This window comes from Brevundimonas staleyi (assembly GCF_041893865.1).
Lineage (GTDB): Bacteria > Pseudomonadota > Alphaproteobacteria > Caulobacterales > Caulobacteraceae > Brevundimonas > Brevundimonas staleyi.
Genome location: NZ_CP169082.1, coordinates 3713350 through 3734417, shown reverse-complemented (window position 1 = coordinate 3734417; position 21068 = coordinate 3713350). Strand labels below are relative to the sequence as shown.

21 protein-coding genes are annotated in these 21068 nt (G+C 66.9%); 11 read left to right on the top strand and 10 right to left on the bottom strand.

All coding sequences use genetic code 11. The annotated features are described in order from the left end of the window. Positions 1–43: 43 nt before the first annotated feature. The 5 genes from ACETK8_RS18750 to ACETK8_RS18730 all read right to left on the bottom strand — a co-directional run bounded on the left by ACETK8_RS18750 (position 44) and on the right by ACETK8_RS18730 (position 5683). Positions 44–460, bottom strand: a complete 417-nt coding sequence (locus ACETK8_RS18750) for a hypothetical protein (RefSeq protein ID WP_374037339.1) — start codon at positions 458–460, stop codon at positions 44–46. 47 nt (positions 461–507) lie between these two features. Then, positions 508–2298: an FAD-dependent 5-carboxymethylaminomethyl-2-thiouridine(34) oxidoreductase MnmC gene (gene mnmC, locus ACETK8_RS18745; RefSeq protein WP_374037338.1), complete on the bottom strand. Its 1791-nt coding sequence runs from the start codon at positions 2296–2298 to the stop codon at positions 508–510. A gap of 115 nt (positions 2299–2413) precedes the next feature. Next, on the bottom strand, positions 2414–2713 hold the full coding sequence (locus tag ACETK8_RS18740; protein WP_374037337.1) for a hypothetical protein: 300 nt from the start codon (positions 2711–2713) through the stop codon (positions 2414–2416). A gap of 208 nt (positions 2714–2921) precedes the next feature. Continuing rightward, positions 2922–3791 carry a flagellar motor stator protein MotA gene (gene motA / locus ACETK8_RS18735; RefSeq protein WP_374037336.1) on the bottom strand — a complete coding sequence of 290 codons (870 nt, stop codon included), beginning with the start codon at positions 3789–3791 and terminating at the stop codon, positions 2922–2924. A gap of 92 nt (positions 3792–3883) precedes the next feature. Continuing rightward, entirely contained in the window at positions 3884–5683 is a 1800-nt protein-coding gene (locus ACETK8_RS18730) for a long-chain-acyl-CoA synthetase (RefSeq protein ID WP_374037335.1), read from the bottom strand. A gap of 363 nt (positions 5684–6046) precedes the next feature. Here ACETK8_RS18730 and ACETK8_RS18725 point away from each other — a divergent pair, with 363 nt between their 5' ends. After that, on the top strand, positions 6047–6619 hold the full coding sequence (locus tag ACETK8_RS18725) for a hypothetical protein (RefSeq protein ID WP_374037334.1): 573 nt from the start codon (positions 6047–6049) through the stop codon (positions 6617–6619). A 57-nt stretch (positions 6620–6676) separates the two neighbouring features. Here the strand turns inward: ACETK8_RS18725 and ACETK8_RS18720 are convergent, their stop codons facing one another. The 3 genes from ACETK8_RS18720 to ACETK8_RS18710 form a co-directional block, all read right to left on the bottom strand. Beyond that, positions 6677–7993: a PQQ-dependent sugar dehydrogenase gene (locus ACETK8_RS18720; RefSeq protein ID WP_374037333.1), complete on the bottom strand. Its 1317-nt coding sequence runs from the start codon at positions 7991–7993 to the stop codon at positions 6677–6679. Positions 7994–8053: 60 nt separating this feature from the next. After that, complete coding sequence (locus ACETK8_RS18715) at positions 8054–8947, bottom strand: DUF1206 domain-containing protein (protein ID WP_374037332.1); 894 nt, start codon at positions 8945–8947, stop codon at positions 8054–8056. Between the two features lie 233 nt (positions 8948–9180). Next, positions 9181–9453, bottom strand: a complete 273-nt coding sequence (locus ACETK8_RS18710) for a hypothetical protein (protein WP_374037331.1) — start codon at positions 9451–9453, stop codon at positions 9181–9183. 267 nt (positions 9454–9720) lie between these two features. Here ACETK8_RS18710 and ACETK8_RS18705 point away from each other — a divergent pair, with 267 nt between their 5' ends. Next, on the top strand, positions 9721–10317 hold the full coding sequence (locus tag ACETK8_RS18705; protein ID WP_374037330.1) for an IPTL-CTERM sorting domain-containing protein: 597 nt from the start codon (positions 9721–9723) through the stop codon (positions 10315–10317). 213 nt (positions 10318–10530) lie between these two features. On the opposite strand, the gene ACETK8_RS18700 is transcribed toward ACETK8_RS18705, so the two are convergent. Beyond that, positions 10531–11490, bottom strand: a complete 960-nt coding sequence (locus tag ACETK8_RS18700; protein ID WP_374037329.1) for an AraC family transcriptional regulator — start codon at positions 11488–11490, stop codon at positions 10531–10533. A 187-nt stretch (positions 11491–11677) separates the two neighbouring features. On the opposite strand from ACETK8_RS18700, the gene ACETK8_RS18695 reads away from it, so the two are divergent. The 5 genes from ACETK8_RS18695 to ACETK8_RS18675 all read left to right on the top strand — a co-directional run bounded on the left by ACETK8_RS18695 (position 11678) and on the right by ACETK8_RS18675 (position 15245). Next, positions 11678–12397: an IPTL-CTERM sorting domain-containing protein gene (locus tag ACETK8_RS18695; RefSeq protein WP_374037328.1), complete on the top strand. Its 720-nt coding sequence runs from the start codon at positions 11678–11680 to the stop codon at positions 12395–12397. Positions 12398–12420: 23 nt separating this feature from the next. Next, positions 12421–13065 carry an IPTL-CTERM sorting domain-containing protein gene (locus tag ACETK8_RS18690; protein WP_374037327.1) on the top strand — a complete coding sequence of 215 codons (645 nt, stop codon included), beginning with the start codon at positions 12421–12423 and terminating at the stop codon, positions 13063–13065. Positions 13066–13070: 5 nt separating this feature from the next. Beyond that, positions 13071–13724 (top strand): IPTL-CTERM sorting domain-containing protein, encoded by a 654-nt coding sequence (locus ACETK8_RS18685; RefSeq protein ID WP_374037326.1) that lies wholly within the window; start codon positions 13071–13073, stop codon positions 13722–13724. Next, a complete protein-coding gene (locus ACETK8_RS18680) occupies positions 13649–14449 on the top strand; it encodes an IPTL-CTERM sorting domain-containing protein (RefSeq protein WP_374037325.1) in 801 nt (266 codons plus the stop codon). The genes ACETK8_RS18685 and ACETK8_RS18680 overlap by 76 nt, the downstream gene beginning before the upstream one ends. Before the next feature lie 73 nt (positions 14450–14522). Then, positions 14523–15245 (top strand): IPTL-CTERM sorting domain-containing protein, encoded by a 723-nt coding sequence (locus ACETK8_RS18675; RefSeq protein ID WP_374037324.1) that lies wholly within the window; start codon positions 14523–14525, stop codon positions 15243–15245. A gap of 102 nt (positions 15246–15347) precedes the next feature. On the opposite strand, the gene ACETK8_RS18670 is transcribed toward ACETK8_RS18675, so the two are convergent. Then, complete coding sequence (locus ACETK8_RS18670) at positions 15348–16961, bottom strand: NAD(P)/FAD-dependent oxidoreductase (protein ID WP_374037323.1); 1614 nt, start codon at positions 16959–16961, stop codon at positions 15348–15350. A gap of 214 nt (positions 16962–17175) precedes the next feature. On the opposite strand from ACETK8_RS18670, the gene ACETK8_RS18665 reads away from it, so the two are divergent. From ACETK8_RS18665 to ACETK8_RS18650, 4 genes are all read left to right on the top strand, one after another. Next, entirely contained in the window at positions 17176–17868 is a 693-nt protein-coding gene (locus ACETK8_RS18665) for a hypothetical protein (RefSeq protein WP_374037322.1), read from the top strand. Between the two features lie 110 nt (positions 17869–17978). Further along, complete coding sequence (locus ACETK8_RS18660) at positions 17979–18581, top strand: L,D-transpeptidase (RefSeq protein ID WP_374037321.1); 603 nt, start codon at positions 17979–17981, stop codon at positions 18579–18581. A gap of 762 nt (positions 18582–19343) precedes the next feature. Next, positions 19344–20294: an ABC transporter ATP-binding protein gene (locus ACETK8_RS18655; protein ID WP_374037320.1), complete on the top strand. Its 951-nt coding sequence runs from the start codon at positions 19344–19346 to the stop codon at positions 20292–20294. Continuing rightward, positions 20294–21061 carry an ABC transporter permease gene (locus ACETK8_RS18650; RefSeq protein ID WP_374037319.1) on the top strand — a complete coding sequence of 256 codons (768 nt, stop codon included), beginning with the start codon at positions 20294–20296 and terminating at the stop codon, positions 21059–21061. Before ACETK8_RS18655 ends, ACETK8_RS18650 begins: the two co-directional genes overlap by 1 nt. The last annotated feature ends 7 nt before the right edge of the window (positions 21062–21068 follow it).

Below are 21068 nucleotides of genomic sequence, written 5' to 3'. Positions count from 1 at the left end.
GGATGAAAATGTCGCCTGAAAGGCGGCTGAATGTCGATTGACCCTAGGGCCGCTGGCGGCTCGGCAGGGCCCCGACCTCGGCCTCGGTCAGCGAGCGTTCGATGCGGGCCAGGCACTGATTCGGACCGAAACGCGCGCCGGGCAGGGCGACGCGGACGCTGTCTCCGACGCAGACCTGACTGCCGATGCCCGTTGCGGGCGTGACGGCCAGGGCGTTGGCCGTGGCCACGTCCGGACAGCCGCCGGTCCGGATCGAGAAGACCCCGCCGCCCAGGAGGCGGACATTGACCTGTTCGGTCTCGCCGCGCGTGAAGTTGACGATCCGGTCGGGCTGGAAGCATTGGCGCGCGCCGCCGCCCGGCGTGCCGATCCGGGCGCCCGGCGCGGTTCCTTCGGTCGGGGCGCAGCCGGCGACGGCCGTGGTGGCGAGGGCGGCAAGAAGGGCGATCGATCGGCGCATGGCGGCGGTTCCTCTTTCCAGTCAGACGCCGCGACCGTCCTCCCGCCTTACGCCGGGCGCAAGGCCGCTCGCGAGGGCGTGATGCGCGCGACCACGTCGGCGGGCAGGGGCGAGGGCGCGTCCGCGATCAGGGCGGCGACATGCTCGCCCAGCAGCGGCGCCAGACAGAAGCCCCGCGACCCCAGCCCGCCCACCACGAACAGGCCGGGGCGGCCGGGCAGGGCGCCGGCGATGGGCAGGCGGTCGCGGGTCGTCGCCCGGATCGCGGCCCGCGACCGGATGAACTCGGGCGAGATGGTCCCGGCCAGTTCCGGCAGTCGCGCGGCGAGGGCGGTCCGGTTCCGCTCCGTGTCGCCGGGCCGGACCTCCGTGGTCGTCTCGCCCCGGTCATGGGTGGCGCCGAACAGAAAGCCCTCGCCGGTCGGCGCGACATAGCCGCCCCAGGCCACGGCGGCGGGATCGGCGTCGCTTTCGATCCAGTCTGCCTGGCCTCGCACAGGCGACAGGGCGAGCTCCGGGGCGAGGTCGGCGTTCCCCGACCCGGCGCACAGGACGACGGCGTCCGCCTTGGCCAGCACGGCGCCGGAGGCGTCCAGCACGCGCCAACCGCCTTCATCCTGTTCCAGACGCGAAGCCTCGCCGGGGTGGAGCATGCCCGGCGCCAGCCAGGCGGACAGGACGGCTTTGGGAGACACCACGAAGGCGGGAGCCATGGTCAAGCCCGGTCCTTCGATCGGCTCGCCGACGATGTGAGAGACCTCGGCGCCGTCGGTCAGGGCGATCTCGCCCTCCTTCCAGATCGGCTGGGCGGCGATGCGCTCGAACCGTGCAGCGTCCCGGTCGGTGGCGGCCAGTTGCAGGACGCCGCGCTGGATCACCGCATCGGGCAGGGGGGCGTAGAGCGCGTCGGACCGCTCCAGCGCCTGGGCGAACAGGGCGGCCACGGCGGCGTCGCCCAGGTCGAAGCGCGGGGTCACGAGGGCGGCGGGAAATCCGGAGGCGCCCGCACCCTGACCGGCGGCCTCGATGACGATGGGCTCCAGGCCCGCCGCCGACAGGGCGCGCGCCGTGGCCGCGCCCGCGATCCCGGCGCCGATAACGACGACCGAGGGATGGGGCTTAACGACCGGATCGGCGGTGCGCCGCGCCTCCAGCCGTTCCCGCTTGCGACCGTGCCCGGGGCGTTTCTCCACCGCGAAGCCTCGCTCGGCCAGACCCCGCCGCACCACGCCCGCGACCGTGAAGGTGGCGACGCGCGCGTCCGGCGCCGACCGGGCGGCGATGTGATCGAAGACGGTGTCGGACCACATGTCCGGGTTCACCGACGGGGCGAAGCCGTCCAGGAACCAGGCGTCCGCCCGCCCACTCCATTGGCTCAGCGCCCGCTCCGCCTCGCCGACCGCAAGATCCAGCGTGGCGTGAAACTCCGGCAGGTCGATGCGGTGAAAGCCCGGCGTCTCGGCCGGCCAGCGACCCACCAGTGCGGCCGTCGCCTCCGCGATCTCGGGCCAGGCCGACAGGGCGCGGCGGGCCTCGTCGCGGCTCAGCGGATAGCCTTCGATGGAGAAGACATGCAGTCGTCCGCCTTCGGGGCGATGCCGGCGCCACAGGTCCAGAAGCGCCGCGATGTTCAGCCCGCTGCCGAAGCCCAGTTCCGCCACGGTGAAGGTCTTCCGACCCGTCCAGGCCTCGGGCAGGCCGCACCCGTTCAGGAAGACCGCGCGCGTTTCCGCCAGCCCGTCCTCCGCGGAGAAATAGACGTCGCCGTATCGACCGGAGCGCGGCTCTCCGGCCTCGGTCCAGACCAGTTGCGGATTGCGGTCGTCGGGTTCGGTCATCGGGGCGTGTTTAGCCTCAGCCGCCCGGCCGCGGGCACGAAAAAAGGGACCGCCCGAAGGCGATCCCTTTCCGTCAAGCGAAGCGAACTCCGCTCGATACCAGGTCCGTGAGGACTTAGTGGGCCGGAGCAGCCGGAGCGGCGGCCGGAGCGGCGGCCGGAGCGGCCGGAGCGGCAGCCGGGGCCGGAGCCATGGCGCCATCGGCCGGAGCAGCGGCGGCGGCAGCGGCGGCTTCGCCAGCGGCGGCGGCGGCGTCGGTCGCGGCGGCGTCAGCGGTCGCAGCAGCGTCCGTGGCGGTGTCGGCGGCGGCAGCGGCGTCGGCCGAAGCGTCGGCGGCCTTGTCTTCAGCGGCGGGTTGGCAGGCGGCCAGGGCCAGAGCGGCGGCCGAAGCGGCGATCAGGGCAACGATGCGCATGGGTTATCCTCCTAGGATGGTTTTTGAGAGAGACATGGAATCCTCTCCATCGGAGAGATAACGGGATCGCGAATCCATGCGCAAGCGATTTCTCACGGGTTCGTGATCGTCCGTGTTCGGCGAACACAAATGCGTTTGCACCTGCGAAATGAGCGCAAGCTTTGCTGCGATCGACGACAAAACCCCGTGAAATCAAAAGTTCTAGTCGTCAGGCCTCGGCGGGGTTGGCCGCCAGATGCTCTTCCATCTCGGCGAAGGAGGGCTGCGAAACGGACGGAATGTCGCCCCGGCCGATCTCGACCGAGATCTGGGCGGCGTTGCCGTGCAGGTGGGCGACCAGAACCGACCGGATGATCTTGTAGAAGGCGGCGTCGCCGTCGATGATTCCGGTCAGGCGCGCGGCCAGGGGGCCGACCAGACCGTAGGCGAGAAACACGCCCAGGAAGGTGCCGACCAAGGCGCCGCCGATCATGCCGCCCAGGACTTCCGGCGGCTCGGTGATCGCGGCCATGGTCTTGATGACCCCCAGAACGGCGGCCACGATGCCAAGGGCCGGCAGGGCGTCGGCCATGTTCTGTAGCGCGTGGGCGGGCTCCAGCGCCTCATGGTGGTGCTTTTCCAGCTGCTTCTCCATAGCGTCCTCGATCTGGTGAGGATCCTCCAGGTTCATCGTCATCATCCGCAGGGTGTCGCAGATGAAGTCGATGGCGAAGTGGTCCTTCATGACCTTCGGATATTTCTGGAAGATCGAGGACTCGCCCGGCTTTTCGATGTGGCTTTCCAGGGCGATCACGCCCTTGGACTTCATCGTCTTGGTCAGGGCGAACAGCAGGCTCAGCAGGTCCTTGTAGTCCTGCTTCTTCCATTTGGGACCGGCGAACACGCGGCCGAATCCGCCGGCTACGCCCTTCAGCGTCGAGGGGGCGTTCGAAATCAGCAGCGCCGCCACGGCGGCCCCGCCGATCATCATCATCTCATAGGGCAGGGAGTGGAGGATGACCCCCATCTTGCCGCCTGCGATCGTGTATCCGCCGAACACCATGGCGAACAGCACGACGATGCCGATGATCTGAAACATGAAGCGTCCGACGTCCCCGAGAGAGGCCGGCAGGATGAACGACGTTGGTTAATGCCCCGTTCTCTCCCTCCCCCGAGGGGGAGGGAGAGGCGTTACAGCCGGTTCTGGCCGTTCTGGATGGCCGCGAAGCCTTCGGCGGTCAGCTTGGTGTAGCCCGACTTTCCGCCCCGGACGTAGACCTGTCCGTCGATCTTGGCGGGGTCGAAACCGTCGGCGACCAGGTCGACCTTGCGGTATTTGAAGGTGCCGGTCGTCTCCAGCGTCTTGGCCAGACGCACGAACACCGGCCGGGCGTAGTGGGGCAGTTGTTCGTCGGCATAGGCCGCGAACTCCTTGGCCGAGAACCGACCCTCGACCACCAGGGTCACCATGCCCGCCTTGCCCTCGGCGCCCGGAACGGGGACGCCGTAGGCGATGACTTCCTTGACGCCCGGTGCGTCGACCAGCCGCTGCTCCACCTCGGCGGTGGAGACGTTCTCGCCCTTCCAGCGGAAGGTGTCGCCGATCCGGTCGACGAAATAGAAATAGCCTTCCGAGTCCTGGCGCATCAGGTCGCCGGTGCGGAACCAGCGGTCGCCGCGCTGGAAGACGTCGGTCAGGATCTTCTTCTCGGAGGCGGCCTTGTCGGCATAGCCGGAGAAGTCGTGGCGGATGTCGTCGCCGATCTGGCCGATGGCCTCGCCGATCTCGCCGACCGAGGCCTCCGCGACCAAGCCGTTGGGATTGCGGATGGGCTGTTCGGTGTCGACGTCGAAGGCGACCAGACGGATGTTGATCTGCTTCTTCAGGAATTTCGGCACCCGGCCGATGGCGCCCTGTTTGCCGTCGAAGTTGAACAGGGAGACGTTGCCCTCGGTCGAGCCGTAGAACTCCAGAATCTGGGGGATGGCGAACCGTTGCTGGAACTCGGGCCAGACGTCGGGCCGCAGGCCGTTGCCGAAGGCCAGCCGGATCTTGTGCCCGCGCTCGCCCTCCTGCTCGGGGCAGTTGACCAGATAGCGGCACAACTCGCCGATATAGACGAACATGGTGGCGCCCGACGCATTCACGTCGTTCCAGAAGCTGGAGGCCGAGAATTTCCGCCGCAGCACCAGACGACCGCCGTTCAGGAAGGCCGGGCCCACGCCGACCAGACCGCCGGTCGAGTGATACAGCGGCAGGACGTTGAAGATCCGGTCCGTCGGCGTCGATTCCGTGCAACCGGCGAAGGCCCGCATATAGGTCCGGGCGCGCGCATGGTGGATGCGTGCGGCCTTCGGCAGGCCCGTCGTGCCCGAGGTGTAGATATAGAGGGCCGTGTCGCGGTTGGTGATGCCGTCGCGGATGCTGCGGTTCGGCCGCACCGACGATCCGCTGCGGACTGCGTTGTCCAGCCCGCGCCGCTCGGACACCTCATCGGCGTCCTTCAGGCCCAGGACCCACAGCATCATGGTGCGGGTGACGAAGGGGCGGGCCTCCTCGCACTTGGTCCAGGTCTCTTCGTCCGCCACCACCACGGCCACGCCGGCGATGTTCAGGCAGTGGGCCAGGGCCTGGCCGGTCAGGTTGGTGTTGATCAGGGCGGTTGGAATGCCCGCCTTGCAGAAGCCCATCCAGGCCGCGAGGTATTCGACCCGGTTGGTCATCACCAGGCCGATGACGTCGGTGCGCCTCAGATTGCGGCTGCGCGCCCAGTGGGCATAGCGGTTCGCCATCCCGTCCAGGTCGCGATAGGTCAGGGACCGATGCTCGTCCTCGATGGCGATGTTGTCGCCGAACTTGTCGACGGCTTCCTCGAAGTCGTCGCAGACCAGCACATTGCTATCCAGGGCGATCGGCTTGATGCGTTGCAGCAGCCGACGGAGACCAGCCGCGAACTTCAGATCGCGTCGGATATTGGCCGCCAAACCCATGGTCGCAGTCGCTCCGTATGCAGGCGTAAGTCAGACTCGGTGATGAACAACCGGGGGGACGGGGTCAACCGGCAGGAGAATCCCGAACGCCGGTATACGCGGTTTCCGGCCGGACGTGGCGCCGTTGCGTCGGCGCCGCAGGGGAAACCTGGGGCGAGGGGTGCGATCGGGCACGGCGCCGGCGGTCGTCCGGCGATTGAGATTAACGGCCATCGCCAAGTCGTATGGTCAAGGTTTGGTCGCGTTCCGCGCGGACCACGGCATGTTTGTGTCGTTCACGGTGTTTCTTGAGGGCGAAGACGATATTTCGGAACCCCGGTAGCTGAAGGTTGTTCTTTCGGCCTAACTTCTGGAGGAACACAGATGACTGTGACCTATACCGACGACACCGTTCGCAACACTTCGGTGAACGCCGACGCCTTCGTCCCGCGCTACGCCCAGTCCAAGCGCGCCAAGAAAGGTCCGAAGACCTGGATGATCCTGGCCCCCATCGGCGCCGTGGCCCTGTTGGGTACGGGCGCCGCCATGATCTGGGGCGGCGGAACCGAGACCCAGCCCCTGTCCGAACCGGCGCCCGTCGCCCCGGTGGTCCAGCCGATGGAGGCTGCGCCGGCCCCGCTTGAAAGCTCCGTCGCCCCGGCCGCCCTGACGCCGACCGCTCCGGCTCCGGTGGCTCGTGAGGCCACACCCGCTCCGGCCCCGGCTGTCCAGCGTCGCGCCGCCCCGGTCGAACGCCGCGCCGAACCGGCCCCCGCCGCGACCCCGCGTGAGGAGGTCGCTCCCGAGCCGACCGGCCCGCGCCCCTATACGGTCTCGCCCTCGACCGGCGCGACCACCAGCACGCTGAACAGCGCGCCCCCGGCCCCGGCCGTCACGCTCGCCCCGGTCGTCGTGACCCCGCCGGCCCCGGCCATCCAGCCGGCCCCGCTCAACTAAGAGAGCGGCTGATACAGAAGCCCCCGGTTCGCGCCGGGGGCTTTTTGCTGTCCTGCCTCAGCGCGCGGGGGCGACCCGCCAGATGACATTGCCCACGTCGTCGGCGACCAAGAGCGCGCCCAACCGGTCGACCTGGACCCCCACGGGCCTGCCCATCGCCTCGCCGCCGTCATTGAGGAAGCCGGTCAGGAAGTCCTGGGGCGGTCCGTTCGGAACCCCGTTGGCGAAGGGCACGAAGATCACCTTGTAGCCGGCGCGTGGCTCCCGGTTCCACGACCCGTGCTGACCCACGAAGGCGCCGTGGCTGTAGGCGGCCGGGAAGGCGGTCCCCTCGTAGAAGGTCAGGCCCAGGGACGCCGTATGCGCGCCCAGGGCATAGTCGGGCGCGAGGGCCGAGGCGACCTTGGCCGGGTCCTGCGGCTGGACCCGCGCATCCACCGTCTGGCCGTAATAGCTGTAGGGCCAGCCATAGAAGCCGCCATCCCGCACCGAGGTCATGTAGTCGGGCACCAGGTCGTTGCCGAGTTCGTCCCGCTCGTTGACCGCGACCCACAGGGCCTTGCTGTCCGGCTGCCACGCCAGACCGACGGGGTTTCTCAGGCCCGAGGCGAAGATGCGCTGGGCGCCCGTGGCGACGTCGATCTCGTGGATGGCGGCGCGGCCTTCCTCCTCATCCATGCCGTTCTCGCCGATGTTCGAGTTGGACCCGACCCCGACGTAGAGTTTCGTCCCGTCGGCGGAGGCGACCAGCGATTTGGTCCAGTGGTGGTTCCGACCGGCGGGCAGGTCGGCGATCTTCACAGGCGGCGCCGTGATCCGCGTCTCGCCCGTCCGATAGGGGAAGGCCACGACCGCATCGGCATTGGCCACGAACAGCCGGTCTCCGACCAGGGCCATCCCGAACGGCGACATCAGATTTTCGAGGAAGACCGTCTTCGTCTCGGCGACCCCGTCTCCGTCCGCGTCGCGCAGCAGGACGATGCGGTTCGGGCTCGGCGGCGCGGCGCCCGCCCGCTTCATCACCAGACCCATGACCCAGCCGCGAATGCCGCCGGACTGCCCCTCGGGCTTGGGCGGCGCATTGGTCTCGGCGACCAGAATGTCGCCGTTGGGCAGGCGATAGAGCCAGCGCGGATGATCCAGCCCGGAGGCGAAGGCCTGGACCCGGAACCCCTGCGGCGCCGTGGGCATGGCGCCTTCGGGCCAGCCCACCGCCGGAGCGATGTTCACCGTCGGCAGGAAGGCGTTGCGATGCGGCTCCACGAGGGTCGGATCGGCGCCGTAGGTCGCACCCTCGGGCGCCAGGGGCCCGCTGCCGCACCCCGCCAGAACCAGCGCCGTCATCGACACGGCGAGAAGGACAGAACGGCGCATCGGCGTTTCCAAGGGATCGTTGTTTTCAGCGAAAGATACGACGACCCGAACGGTTCCGCTTCACCCCGGCGACAGATCCTTCGGCACCCGGATCCGCCGGAACCGCGCCTCGACCAGGGCATAGGCCCCGAAGGCGATCAGCCCGCCCGCCGTCAGCCCCAGCATGATCGCCCCGCCCGGTTGTCGCTCCAGCGCGTCCAGCGCCGTGGCGAAGGTCTGGACCTCCGACGATCGCGCCCGATACCCGGCGAGGGTCACGAACAGGGCCAGGGGCAGATAGGCCAGCCCGCGCGCCACATAGCCGACCCGCGCCAGCGGCAGGACCCACCTGCATACGGCCCTGGAACAGATCAGGGTCGCGCCGAAATCGTTGACGATCCCCATGACGACATTGCCGATCCCGACGCCCGCGATGATCAGGCCGATGACGATCAACGCCGCCCCGCCGAACGGCAGGCCCAGCAGGATGGAGGCCTTTTCCTGATTTTCCGCCAGTTGTTCGGCGCCCATGTTCGGCCCGACCTCGTCCAGCAGTTCGAACACCCCGGACGCCAGCACCCCATAGGCCAGACCGCCGGCCCCTTGCGTCACCCGCACCACCCAGCCCTTCAGGTCCGAGCCCTCGTGGTCGACGTCGAAGACGGCCTGCAACACCCGCCAGCCGACGAAGGCCCACAGGCCAGCCCCGATCAGCACCAGCCACAGCCGCCCGAACGGCTGCTGGGCCAGCACATAGAGGACGCCTTGCGGATCGACCGCCTGACCCCGCATGCCGATGGCCGAGGCCAGGAGCAGGATGCCGACCGACAGATAGACGAAGCCGTTCGCCGCGAACCCGAACCGCGACGACGCCTCCAGCGCCTGATGCAGACGCAGAAACCGGTCGCGCCAGGTCCGCCGCCGGCGGACGCGGTCGATCAGTTTCTCGGCGAAGGCGGGCAGGGCGGCGGACATCGGCTCTCGTACAAGCGGAGCCGTGGAACGCCGGAGGGTCGGGATGGCTCCCGCTCATGGCTGGCCAAAGAAGGGCAGCACGCTGAAGATCGGGCGATGCGCCGTCGGGGTGGCACTGTTTCGAAAAATGGAGTGCCAAAGTGCCAAAGTGCCAACGTGCCAACGTGCCACTGGGAGTCTGGCACTGTCCTGGAAATTTCGAGTGCAAGCAGTGCAAACGAATGCCCGTGAAATCAGTCGCTTGGCATTCCGGCTCCGATCGACAGCGCAAGGATCATCGGAAAGTCCGACCGCTGGGAGGCGCGGGGCGGTTTACCGGACGTGTCAAAGACCTCTCGTGACATGGGCGAGGTCGTATGCACGTGCAAGACCGAAGGAAGAATAAATTCCAATCCGATCGAACGCCGACCGTCCTCATGCAGACGCGGAAGCCGGTCGCGCCAGGTCCGGCGACGGCGGACCCGATCGATCAGTCTTTCGGCGAAAGCGGGCAGGGCGGCGGGCATCAGCTCTCGAACGAGCGGAGCTCTGGAACGCCGGAGGTGGGGATTGGTCCCGAGGCGCGAATTGAGGCTGAAGTCACTCAGCAAATGTCTTCATCCCAGCAGGCGGCCGGGGTCAGCTTTCGACCCAAGACCGAACTTTCAAGGCCGAACTTTCAATGTCCCCCTGAAGCCAAAAGCGTCCCCAGTACGACCACGAGACAACGGCGTTCCGCTACTCTAGGCTTCATTGTATATGCTCGCCATCAAGACGAGACGTGGGGGAATGAAATGCTTCGGAAAACGGCCGCGCCAAAAATCCTAGCTGCACTCGGTACGGCGGCGGCAATCGCCGTCTGCTCGACTTCGCCGGCTCTCGCCGATGTCACCTTCTCCGGAACGCTCGACAATGCGACGACGCAGACAAATCGAATCTCGCGAGACGGCGTCCCCTCTACATGCGGAAGCGTAAAAAGTTATCCGGGAAGTGTTTCTACGGCCGCCAGAAATTATGATGCCTATACAGTCACGAATTTCACCGGCGCAAGCCAGTGTTACGCAATCAATGTGACCTCGTTGGGGGCCAACACCTTCGTTGCTGCTTACCTGGGCGCGTTTGATCCAGCGAACATATCGACAAACTACCGGGGCGATCTGGGAAGTTCGGCGCCGTCATCTTTTGGCATAGACGTTCCAGCGGGTCAGACCCTCACTCTGGTCGTTAGCCAGGTCGCCGGAGCCGGCACCGAAAGCTATTCTCTGACGGTTGTCGGGCCCACGGATCCCGTAGCCGTCCCGACGATGACCGAATGGGCGATGATCCTGATGGGTCTGATGCTGGCGGGTGGCGCAGCGGTGATGATCCAGCGTCGTCGCATGGCGGCTTGATCGGCTCACCTCACGGTTTTCGAAGCGGCTCCCCCTGACGATAAACGCAGCCGTTTTCATGTCCGCGTCCCACCCTTCGCGGACTTTCCCTACGTCCGCTCTTGGGCCAAGACTGCGACAACCGGTTTTCGGCTGGTCGTGATGACCGGTTTCGACCCACAGCGGCCGCAGCATCAAGCCGCCAGACATTAGACACGCCGTATGCCGCGCGGGCTATCGCCGCTCCTGGCGAACCTCGGCGGGGGTGCAGTCATATTCGGCGCGAAAGCCGCGATAGAAGGTCGCCATGCTGTCGAAGCCCGTGGCGTAAGCGATCTCGGTGATGGTCAGCCAGGGCGAGGTCAGGAGCATCTGGTGCGCGCGGTTCAGGCGGCGGCGGCGCACGTGGGCGGTGAACGACGTCCCGCTGGCCTCGAACAGCAGGTTCAACTGGCGCAGCGAGATGGAGAGCGCAGAGGCGACCAGGGTCGGCGACAAGGCGGGATCGGCGATGCGATGCTCGATCAGGGTGTGCGCCTGGCTGAGGCGGCCGCGCTGGATGGCGGCGACGTTCTCAGGCTCGCGTTCGTCGGTTTCGGTCCAGGCCAGCAGCGCCAGGCGCACCAGGGTGTCGACCGCGATCTCGGCGCCGTCCGCGCTGAGGCCCGGCGCCTGATCCACGAAGGCGGTGGCATAGGCGGCCAGGAGGGCGGGGGCGCCGACGTTGGGGATCATCAGCCGCATCGACAGGTCGCGATCGGCGTTCAACAACGGCGCGGCCCGGGCGAAGGGAAGCTTGATCGCACGCGAATGGAACGCCGGTTGGTCGCCCGGCACGTTGTAGTAGGGGCGGTCGGAATAGCCGACCGCCATGGCGCCCGGCCCGCCGACATATTCGCGTCCCCCGGCGCCGAACAGCCCGCCGCCGCGCATCTGTTGCAGGATGCAGAAGGCGTCGGCCGGGGCGTCCGCGATATCACGGTCGTCGCGGCGCAGGTGATAGGCCGAGGCCCGCAGATCCACGATCGTCGCCTCTCCCACCTGGCGCGCGGTGAAATGTCCCTCGAACGCGTCGCGCCGGTCTCGGTCGACCTCGATCTGAACGCCGAACACCGCCTTGGCCCGCTCCTCGCGCCAAAACTCGAAGCGCTGGCCGGGGGCGACGCCCTCGGTGGTCCACGTCGTGGTGCTCACGGGTGTGACAGCCGACCCAGACCTGGGTGAGGTTTCGCCATGGAACGATCTCGCGCCTTAAGAAGCCGATTGCGTGGAATGATATGCGTCTTTGCGCGCCGTGAGACGACAGGTAGCAACAACCGACGTTAGGTGACGCTTCCATCCTGCTCTGGTCAAGCACCGTCGCGACCCTGGAAATCGAAGCATGTCGACTAAGCGCGCCAGCCGCAGCCGCCAGACTGGATTCATCGTGCAGGCGATATGCGCGGCGGGTCTCGCGGCCCTGATCATGCTCGGCTTCGCCCAGGCGGCGGCGGCCCAGAACCGGGTCGCCAACCCCAGTTTCGAGACCCCGACCCTGACGGCAGGCCAGACGACGACCTCCATTCCGAGTTGGACTGTCAGCGCCTTCAATCTCGGCGGCATCTCCTACAACACCCCGGAGTTGACGACTTCGTCCGGCAATCAATGGCTGTTCTTCAACAGCGAGATATCTCAACAGACCACGACGATCATCGAGGCGGGCCAGACCTACACCCTGAAAGGCGATTTTGGCGTTCGGACGGACAGGCCGTTCCCGACTTTCTCCGAGCCTGCATCGCTTGAGTTGTGGGCGGGCGGAACTGCGATGGATGGCTACGTCCCTGGGGGAACATTTATCGGCGGAACCCTAGTCGGGGTCGTTGCGGGGCAGTTCAGGCCCGGGACCTTCGTCTGGACGGTTCCGCCCGGCAGCCCCCTGGTCGGACAACGCCTGTCGGTCCGTCTGGCTTCCGCCTTTGGCGACGAGATCGCCGCCGACAACATCAGCCTGACGACGCCGTCCACGGTCCCCACCCTGTCCGAATGGGCGATGATCCTGCTGGGCCTGATGCTGGCGGGCGGCGCGGCGGTGGTGATCCAGCGTCGGCGCGTGGCCGGCTGAACCGCTCAAAAGGAAACCATTCCATGCGTCACAAGATCGCCGCCCTGTCGGCCTTTGCCCTGGCCCTCGCGGTTCTGCCCGCGCGCGCCGCCGCCTCGGACCTGATCGTCAACGGATCGTTCGATACGGACATCGCGGGCTGGACCGCCGTCAACACCATCGACTGCGGCTATGCCTGGCTCGACACCCCCGAACCTGGGCTGACCGGCGGCTATGTGGCGGCGGCGTCCGGCCTCATCAGCGACACCTGCGGCTTCTACCAGGATGTGACCCTCCCGGCAGGTACGACCAACACCTTGACGGTCACCCTCGGCACGACGTCCAACTTCACCAGCGCGCAGGATGTCGGGCGGCTGCAGATCCGCGACACCTCCAACGTCGTCCTGGAAACCCTGTACACCCACAACGGGTCGATCAGCAGACCGGACCCCATCGTCTCGCGCGGCCCCTACAATCTCGATGCCTATGCCGGCCAGACGATCCGGATCTATTTCGAGGCGGCGCACATCATCGACCTCTACAACCAGCGGATCGACAATGTGGTGCTGAACTCCAGCCCGGCCCCGGCCCCGGTTCCCACCCTGTCGGAATGGGCGATGATCCTGATGGGGCTGACGCTGGCGGGCGGGGCGGTCGTGATGATCCAGCGGCGGCGCATGGCGGGGTGAGCGCCATGAACGGATTTCATTCGATCGGAAAGGGGAGCGGCATGGCGTTCAGGGCGCGGACGGGTGCGATCGCGGCGGCTGTCTTGCTGGCCATGGGGTCGCCGGTGCTGGCGGCGGACATCGACTACACCACCGGTGTCGTCGTCAACTGCGAGAGCGCAGACGATAGCAACGCCACGGGACAGATATTCACCATTCCTGCGGGGGAGACGCTCCTGAAAAGCGTCAGCCTGGGTCTCTCGGCGGACGGGGGCTTCTCGAGTGGAACGCTCACGCTCCACCCCGTTTCCGGCGGGACGATATCGCCATCCGTGCTCGGGACGGCAAATTTCACGACGACCACCGATTACCCGAATTTCGTTCTGGAAACGCTGACCTTTCCGGGGGGCGGCATGGCCGTGTCGGGCGGGCAGACCTATGCGATCCTCGCTTTGACCGAGCCCGGCGGATACGTGTGTGTCGCGGCACAGGCTGACGTCTACAACCAGGGCGTCTTATCGGTCGGCGGCGTCGACAAACCCAACGAAGACGCCCTGTTCGCCGCGCGGTTCGTTTCGCCCGCACCGGTCCCGACGCTGTCGGAATGGGCGATGATCCTGCTGGGCCTGATGCTGGCGGGCGGGGCGGTGGTGATCCAGCGTCGGCGCATGGCGGCCTGATCGCCATGAAACCTTTTCAAACTCTCGGGGCGGTGAACGGAATGCGTCTCCTTAATCGGCTGTGCGCGGCGGGTCTCGCGGCCCTGATCATGCTCGGCTTCGCCCAGGCGGCGGCAGCCCAGAACCTGATCGCCAACCCCAGTTTCGAGACCCCGACCCTGACGGCGGGCCAGACGACGACCTCGGTTCCGGGGTGGACCGTCAATTCATCCCGTCCGAGCGGCATCGCCTACAACATCCCCGAATTGACGACCTCGTCCGGCAATCAATGGCTGTTCTTCAGAAGAGAGATATCTCAGCAGACCACGACGATCATCGAGGCGGGCCAGACCTACACCCTAACGGGCGACTTCGGCGTTCGGACGGACAGGCCGTTCCCGGCTTTACCCCAGCCCGCGTCGCTTGAGTTGTGGGCGGGTGGAACCGCGATGAATGGAGCAATCCCCGGGGGAACATTTATCGGCGGAACCGGAGTCGATGTCGTCGCAGGGCAATTCACGCCTGGAACCTTCGTCTGGACGGTTCCACCCGGCAGCCCTTTCGTCGGACAACTCCTGTCGGTCCGTCTGACTCCTTCCGTTGGCGACGAGATCGCCGCCGACAACATCAGCCTGACGACGCCGTCCACGGTTCCCACCCTGTCCGAATGGGCGATGATCCTGCTGGGCCTGATGCTGGCGGGCGGGGCTGCATTAGCGATCCAGCGTCGGCGCATGACGGTCTGATCCGGGGCATCACCCGACAGACAGCCTTTCCGAAACCACCAGACCTTTCCACCCCTCTCCACGGACCGCCTCGATGACGACGACCCCGAAGATGATGCGCGCGGCGGCGTTCCTGTTCGCCCTGCTGCTGGTGAACCTGTCCGTCGGTCAGGCCGTCGCCCAGACCACGCGGTATGTCGTCACGTCGCAAACCTATAACGGCGTGGACAATAGCATGGCGACGCCCTGCGAACTCGCCCCCTGTCCGAGCTTCACCACCAGCATGAAGATCCAGGGCTCCATCACCTTCGCGGCCCCGCTGGCGCCGAACCTTTCAGTGGCCGACATCCCGGCCTCTCAGATCGTGGCCTATCATTTCGAGGACGGCGTCACGACCTACGACAAGTCCGACCCCCGATCCCGGATCTTCGTGGTCAAGATGTCGACGGACGGGGCAGGGGCTGTCACGAATTTCGACATCAGGTTTAATCGGTGGAACGTCGCCCCCGGGACCGGGGATGTGACCGGCCGCCTCGGCTATTTCGAGGCGCGCCCCGCCGCCGTCAGCGCCCTTGCGAACATGCAGTGTATGGGAGCCCCTTCCACATCGACCTCCAGCGGCGAGACCGACACCTGCTCCTCGGTCAACTTCGGGGCCGACACGGTCGTCAGCCAGAACATCGGCGGGGTGGTGACCTTCGTGCTCGCGCCGGCCCCGCCAGTTCCCACCCTGTCCGAATGGGCGATGATCCTGCTGGGGCTGACGCTGGCGGGCGCGGCGGCGGTGGTGATCCAGCGTCGGCGCATGACGGCCTGATCGGTCCGCCCGCCGGATTTCAGAAGCGGCCTCGCCGGTGACAGGCGGGGGCCGTTTCCATGACCGCTTTCCACCCGCTCCGGACATCCAGCAGGTCTGCTCTCAGGCGACCAAGTCCCCCACCATCGACCGCGCCACCGCCTCCGCCACCTTGATCCCGTCCACGGCGGCCGAGAGGATGCCGCCCGCGTAGCCGGCGCCTTCGCCGGCGGGGAACAGGCCGCGCACGTTCAGGCTCTGGAAGTCGGCGCCGCGCGTCATGCGGATGGGCGACGAGCTGCGCGTCTCCACCCCCGTCAGCACGGCCTGGGCGTCGTCGTAGCGGGGGATCTTGCGGCCGAAGACGGGCAGGGCCTCGCGCATGGCGGCGATCACATACTCCGGCATCAGGGGCGCCAGGTCGGTCGGGGTCACGCCGGGCTTGTAGCTGGGCACGACCTCGCCGAGCGCCGTCGACGGCCGTCCCGCCAGGAAGTCGCCGACCAGCTGGCCCGGCGCGAAATAGTCGCCGCCCCCGGCCTGATAGGCTCGCGTCTCCAGATCGCGTTGCAGCTCGATCCCCGCCAGCGGGTGGTCGCTGGGATAGTCCTCGGGCGAGATGCCGACGACGAAGCCGGAGTTGGCGTTCCGCTCGTTCCTCGAATACTGGCTCATGCCATTGGTGACGACGCGGCCCGGCTCGCTGGTCGCCGCCACTACGGTCCCGCCCGGGCACATGCAGAAGCTGTAGACCGTCCGTCCGTTGGAACAGTGGTGCGACAGGGAATAGGCCGCCGCCCCCAGATCGGGATGCCCCGCGCAGGGTCCGAACAGGGCCCGGTCGATCCACGATTGCGGATGCTCGATGCGGAAGCCGATCGAGAAGGGCTTGGCCTCGATATGGACGCCCCGGTCGTACAGGGTCTGGAAGGTGTCGCGCGACGAATGGCCGATGGCGAAGACCACATGGTCCGCCTCCAGCACCTCGCCGGTGTGCAGGCGCAGACCCCGCAGCCTCCCTTGATCCAGCTCGATGTCCACGACCCGATGCTCGAACCGGTATTCGCCGCCCAGGGCCTCGATCTTCTCGCGCATGGCCTCGACCATGGTCACCAGGCGGAAGGTGCCGATGTGCGGATGGGCCTCGGTCAGGATCTCTTCCGGAGCGCCCGCCGCGACGAACTCGGTCAGCACCTTGCGGGCCAGGAAGCGCGGGTCCTTGATCTGGCTGTAGAGCTTGCCGTCGGAGAAGGTGCCGGCCCCGCCCTCGCCGAACTGGACGTTGGATTCGGGGTGCAGCTTGCTCTTGCGCCACAGTTCCCAGGTGTCCTTGGTCCGCTCCCGCACCACCTTGCCCCGGTCCAGGATGATCGGCTTGAACCCCATCTCGGCCAGGATCAGGCCGGCGAACAGACCGCACGGCCCGGCCCCGATCACGACGGGCCTCAGCGTCTGATCCTTGGGCGCCGTGGCGACATGCCGATAGGCGACGTCCGGCGTCGGCTTCACATGAGGGTCGTCGTTGAAGCGGGCCAGCACCGCCGCCTCGTCCGCCACCTCGACGTCGAGGATATAGACCTTGAGGATCGCCGACTTCTTCCGCGCATCATGCGCCCGCTTCCACACCGACCAGGATTTCAGGTCGTGCGGAGGGATGCCGAGGCGCTCGATGATCGCGGCGGGCAGGACCTCCGGCGGATGGTCGAGGGGCAGCTTTATTTCGGAGAGGCGCAACATCGGCGGCCTTGTAGCGGGTCGCGAGGCCAAAGGCATGAGGCAAGATCGGCGTCCGCCGCCTGGGTGCCGGGATGTGTGGGCGCAAGCTTAGGCGGTAGACAGTGGAAAATGGTTAATATAACCGTGATCAGGCGTGTCGCCCGACCTCCCTCCCAGGTTCGCCTGTCAGGGGAGAAGTGGAGACTCGCGGGGATTTGAGAGGGTAGGTGGCTGAATGGATCCGATCACTTCAATCGTGGCCTCCATGCTGATCTCGGGCGCTGCTGCGCCGGCGGACGGTCATGGATGCGCCGAGGCGCCGCACTACGGCGACGTCCCCTGCGCCTGTACGCGCGTCGTCGACTTCTACGGCCCCTGGACCGGCGGCGGATACACCCCGCCCGGCGGCTGGCCGCCGCCCATCAACGTTCCGGCCGGACCGGCCATCCATGTCGCGGCGCCCGGCGTTCGCGTGATCGCCCGCCCGGTCAACGTCGCCGGCCCGGTGATCTACATCGACGGACCTCCGGTCTATGTGGACGCCCCGCCGATCCGCATCGCCCCGGCCCAGATCTACGTCCAGCGTCCGGACGTCGTCGTCCGCCCGTCGGAAGTCCTGGTCGAGCCGCCGCAGGTCCACTTCTCGGACTGCGCCGACGGTACGGTCTGCACGCCCGTCGACGGCGTCAGCGGTTCCTATGGGGCCGGTGCGGCGCCCGCGGGCGGATCCGCCGTGCTGTCGTCGAGGGTGTCGCCCCCGCCGCCGCCGCCCGCTCCGGTCCATACGGCCGTCGTCGACCACAGTGACGAGCACATGCCGGTCTATGAGACGACCCCGCCGCCGGTGCTGGAACCCGTCGCGCCTTCGTCGGGCTCGCGAGTGCCGCCGCCCGTTCCGTTCTATCCGCCCAAACAGGATCGCAACTGACAGTGACGGCCGAGGCCTGCGTATCGACGAACGCGCCGACGACTAGCCCCACCGCCTGGGGCCGCGGGCTCCGGCGCGGGGCCGGCGCCGCCGGACTGGCTCTCGGGCTCATGTTCGCCGTGTCCTCCACGGCGGAGGCGCGACCGTACCCTGCGCCGGGCCCGGCGGACGCCGTCGAACAGGGGGCCTCGCCCGCCGTCCAACAGCTGAAGTCCTGGGTTCTCGGGACCGACGACAATCAGGGCCTGCCCTTCGTCCTGATCGACAAGGTCAACGCCCATGTCTTCGTCTACGGCCACGACGGGCGGCTGCTGGGGGACACGCCGGTCCTTCTGGGTCTGGCGCGCGGCGACATCGCCCCGCCCGGGATCGGCGATCGCCCCCTGTCCACCATCACGCCGGATGAACGCATCACGCCGTCTGGACGGTATGTGGCCTCGCTCGGCCGGAACCTGACCGAGGGCAGCGTGCTCTGGATCGACTACGCCGGCGCGCTCTCGCTGCATCCCGTCGTCACGGGCCGGCCGTCCGACCGTCGTCTGGAGCGCCTGACCACGCCGACCTCCGAGGACAACCGGATCTCCTACGGGTGCGTGAACGTCCCGGTGCCCTTCTACCAACAGGTCATCGCGACGACCTTCAGAGGCACGGTGGGGATCGTCTACATCCTGCCCGAGCGCCTGCCGCTCGCGGACGTCTTCCCCGGCGTCTGACGGGGGGCGCGGACGACGGCGCGACGAGCGGGTGAGGCAAGATCGGTATGCCGATCAGCGACGGTATGGGACGTCAACGTCGCTACCAAGACCCTTCCAACTACGAAGTTCATAGACGTCTTGTCCGTCTCCGCCAGCCTCCATGTAAACGACGCCGCCTCCACAGTGGAGGTATCGAAACCGTCCGAGACCATTGATCTGGTGCACGGTGTACTGGTCGCATGATGTCTCCGATAGATCGGCGTTGCTGACCTCATACCTCCAACCGTCGTGCTCGAAGTGCGTCTGCGGCGTTGAGAAAAGTATGATCGGCCCAGGCAACTCCCAGATCCTCATGCAGTAGTCCCCGACGTTGCAGGCCTCTGTTTGATCGGACCCCCAAGGTGACAGAGACGTCCGATTTCTCCGTGCGCTGATCGTCATGCTGCTGGCCGGATCGAAGAAGGTCATCAGCGTCTCATCCGGATACGCAGCCTTTGATCGTCCGGCGATCAACTCATAGGCGATCGGGAAGTCCGGACGAAGCGGACTTGCTGCGCAGCTCGCCGTGCACACGGCGCTCAGGATCAAGAATTGAACTGTTCTACACATGGATGGAGCCTAGCACCGAAAGACCTGCTGTTCAGCCTTACGGCCGGCGTTGACGTGAGTGCCGGGCAGCGAAATGTCAGCAGTTGGCGACTTCCCTGCCTCCGGCGCCTTGAGCCGCGACCGAACGACGCCATATTGCCGCCACGGCGTTTCGGCCGTCAGGGACGCCGCATGCCGGTCATCGACATTCAGGGGCTTTCAAAGACCTACGCCTCCGGGCTGCAGGCGCTTAAGCCCATCGACCTCCAGATCGGCAAGGGCGAGATCTTCGCCCTGCTGGGCCCGAACGGCGCCGGCAAGACGACGATGATCTCCATCGTCTGCGGCATCGTCACCCCCTCGACCGGCACGGTCGTCGCCGACGGTCACGACATCCGGAAGAACTATCGTCAGGCCCGCCAGAAGATCGGCCTGGTGCCGCAGGAGCTGACGACCGACGCCTTCGAGACGGTGCTGGCCACGGTCCGCCTCAGCCGGGGCCTGTTCGGCAAGGCGCCGAACGACGCCTATATCGAACAGATCCTTCGCGACCTCAGCCTGTGGGACAAGAAGGACTCCAAGATCATGACCCTGTCCGGCGGCATGAAGCGCCGGGTCATGATCGCCAAGGCGCTCAGCCACGAACCCGACATCCTGTTCCTCGACGAACCGACCGCCGGCGTCGACGTCGAGTTGCGCCGCGACATGTGGAATCTGGTCCGCCGCCTGCGCGAGAGCGGCGTCACCATCATCCTGACCACCCACTATATCGAGGAGGCCGAGGAGATGGCCGACCGGGTGGGCGTCATCCTCAAGGGCGAGCTGATCCTGGTCGAGGACAAGACCGAGCTGATGAAGAAGCTCGGCAAGAAGACCCTGACCCTCAATCTTCAGGACCCGCTGGAGGCCATTCCGGTCGGGCTCGCCGACTGGGATCTGCAGCTCAAGGCCGACGGCAACGAGCTGGAGTTCGTCTTCGATTCCAACGCCGAGAAGACCGGGGTGCCGTCCCTGCTGCGCCGCCTGTCGGACCTCGGCATCGCCTTCAAGGATCTGAACACCCGCCAGAGTTCTCTGGAGGACATCTTCGTCAGCCTGGTTCACCGCGAACCGGCCCAGGACATTCGGGCGGGAGCCAACTGATGACCTTCAACGGCTATGGCGTCTGGGCCATCTACAAGTTCGAGATGGCGCGGGCCCTGCGCACCATCTGGCAGTCGATCGTCACTCCGGTGATCACGACGGCCCTGTATTTCGTCGTCTTCGGCTCGGCCATCGGCAGCCGCATGACCGAGATCGATGGCGTGCCCTACGGCGCCTTCATCGTGCCGGGGCTGATCATGCTGAGCCTGTTCACCCAGTCGATCTTCAACGCCTCCTTCGGCATCTACTTCCCGAAGTTCACGGGGACCATCTACGAGCTGTTGTCGGCGCCCGTGTCGCCGTTCGAGATCGTCCTGGCCTATGTCGGGGCGGCCGCCACCAAGTCGGCGGTGCTGGGCCTGATCATCCTGGCCACGGCGTCCCTGTTCGTGCCGCTGCAGATCCTGCACCCGGTGTGGATGCTGGCCATTCTGATCCTGATCGCCACGACCTTCAGCCTGTTCGGTTTCATCATCGGCATCTGGGCCCAGAGCTTCGAGCAGCTGAACTTCATCCCGATGCTGGTGGTGACGCCCCTGACCTTCCTGGGCGGCTCCTTCTATTCGATCCACATGCTGCCCGAGCCGTGGCGGACGATCACCCACTTCAACCCGGTGGTCTATCTGATCTCCGGCTTCCGCTGGAGCTTCTACGGGTCGGGCGACGTGCCCATCGTGTGGAGTCTTCTGGCCACCTTCGGCTTCCTGATCGCCTGCCTCGCGGTGGTCGGGTGGATGTTCAAGACGGGCTATCGGCTGAAGACCTGACCCGTCT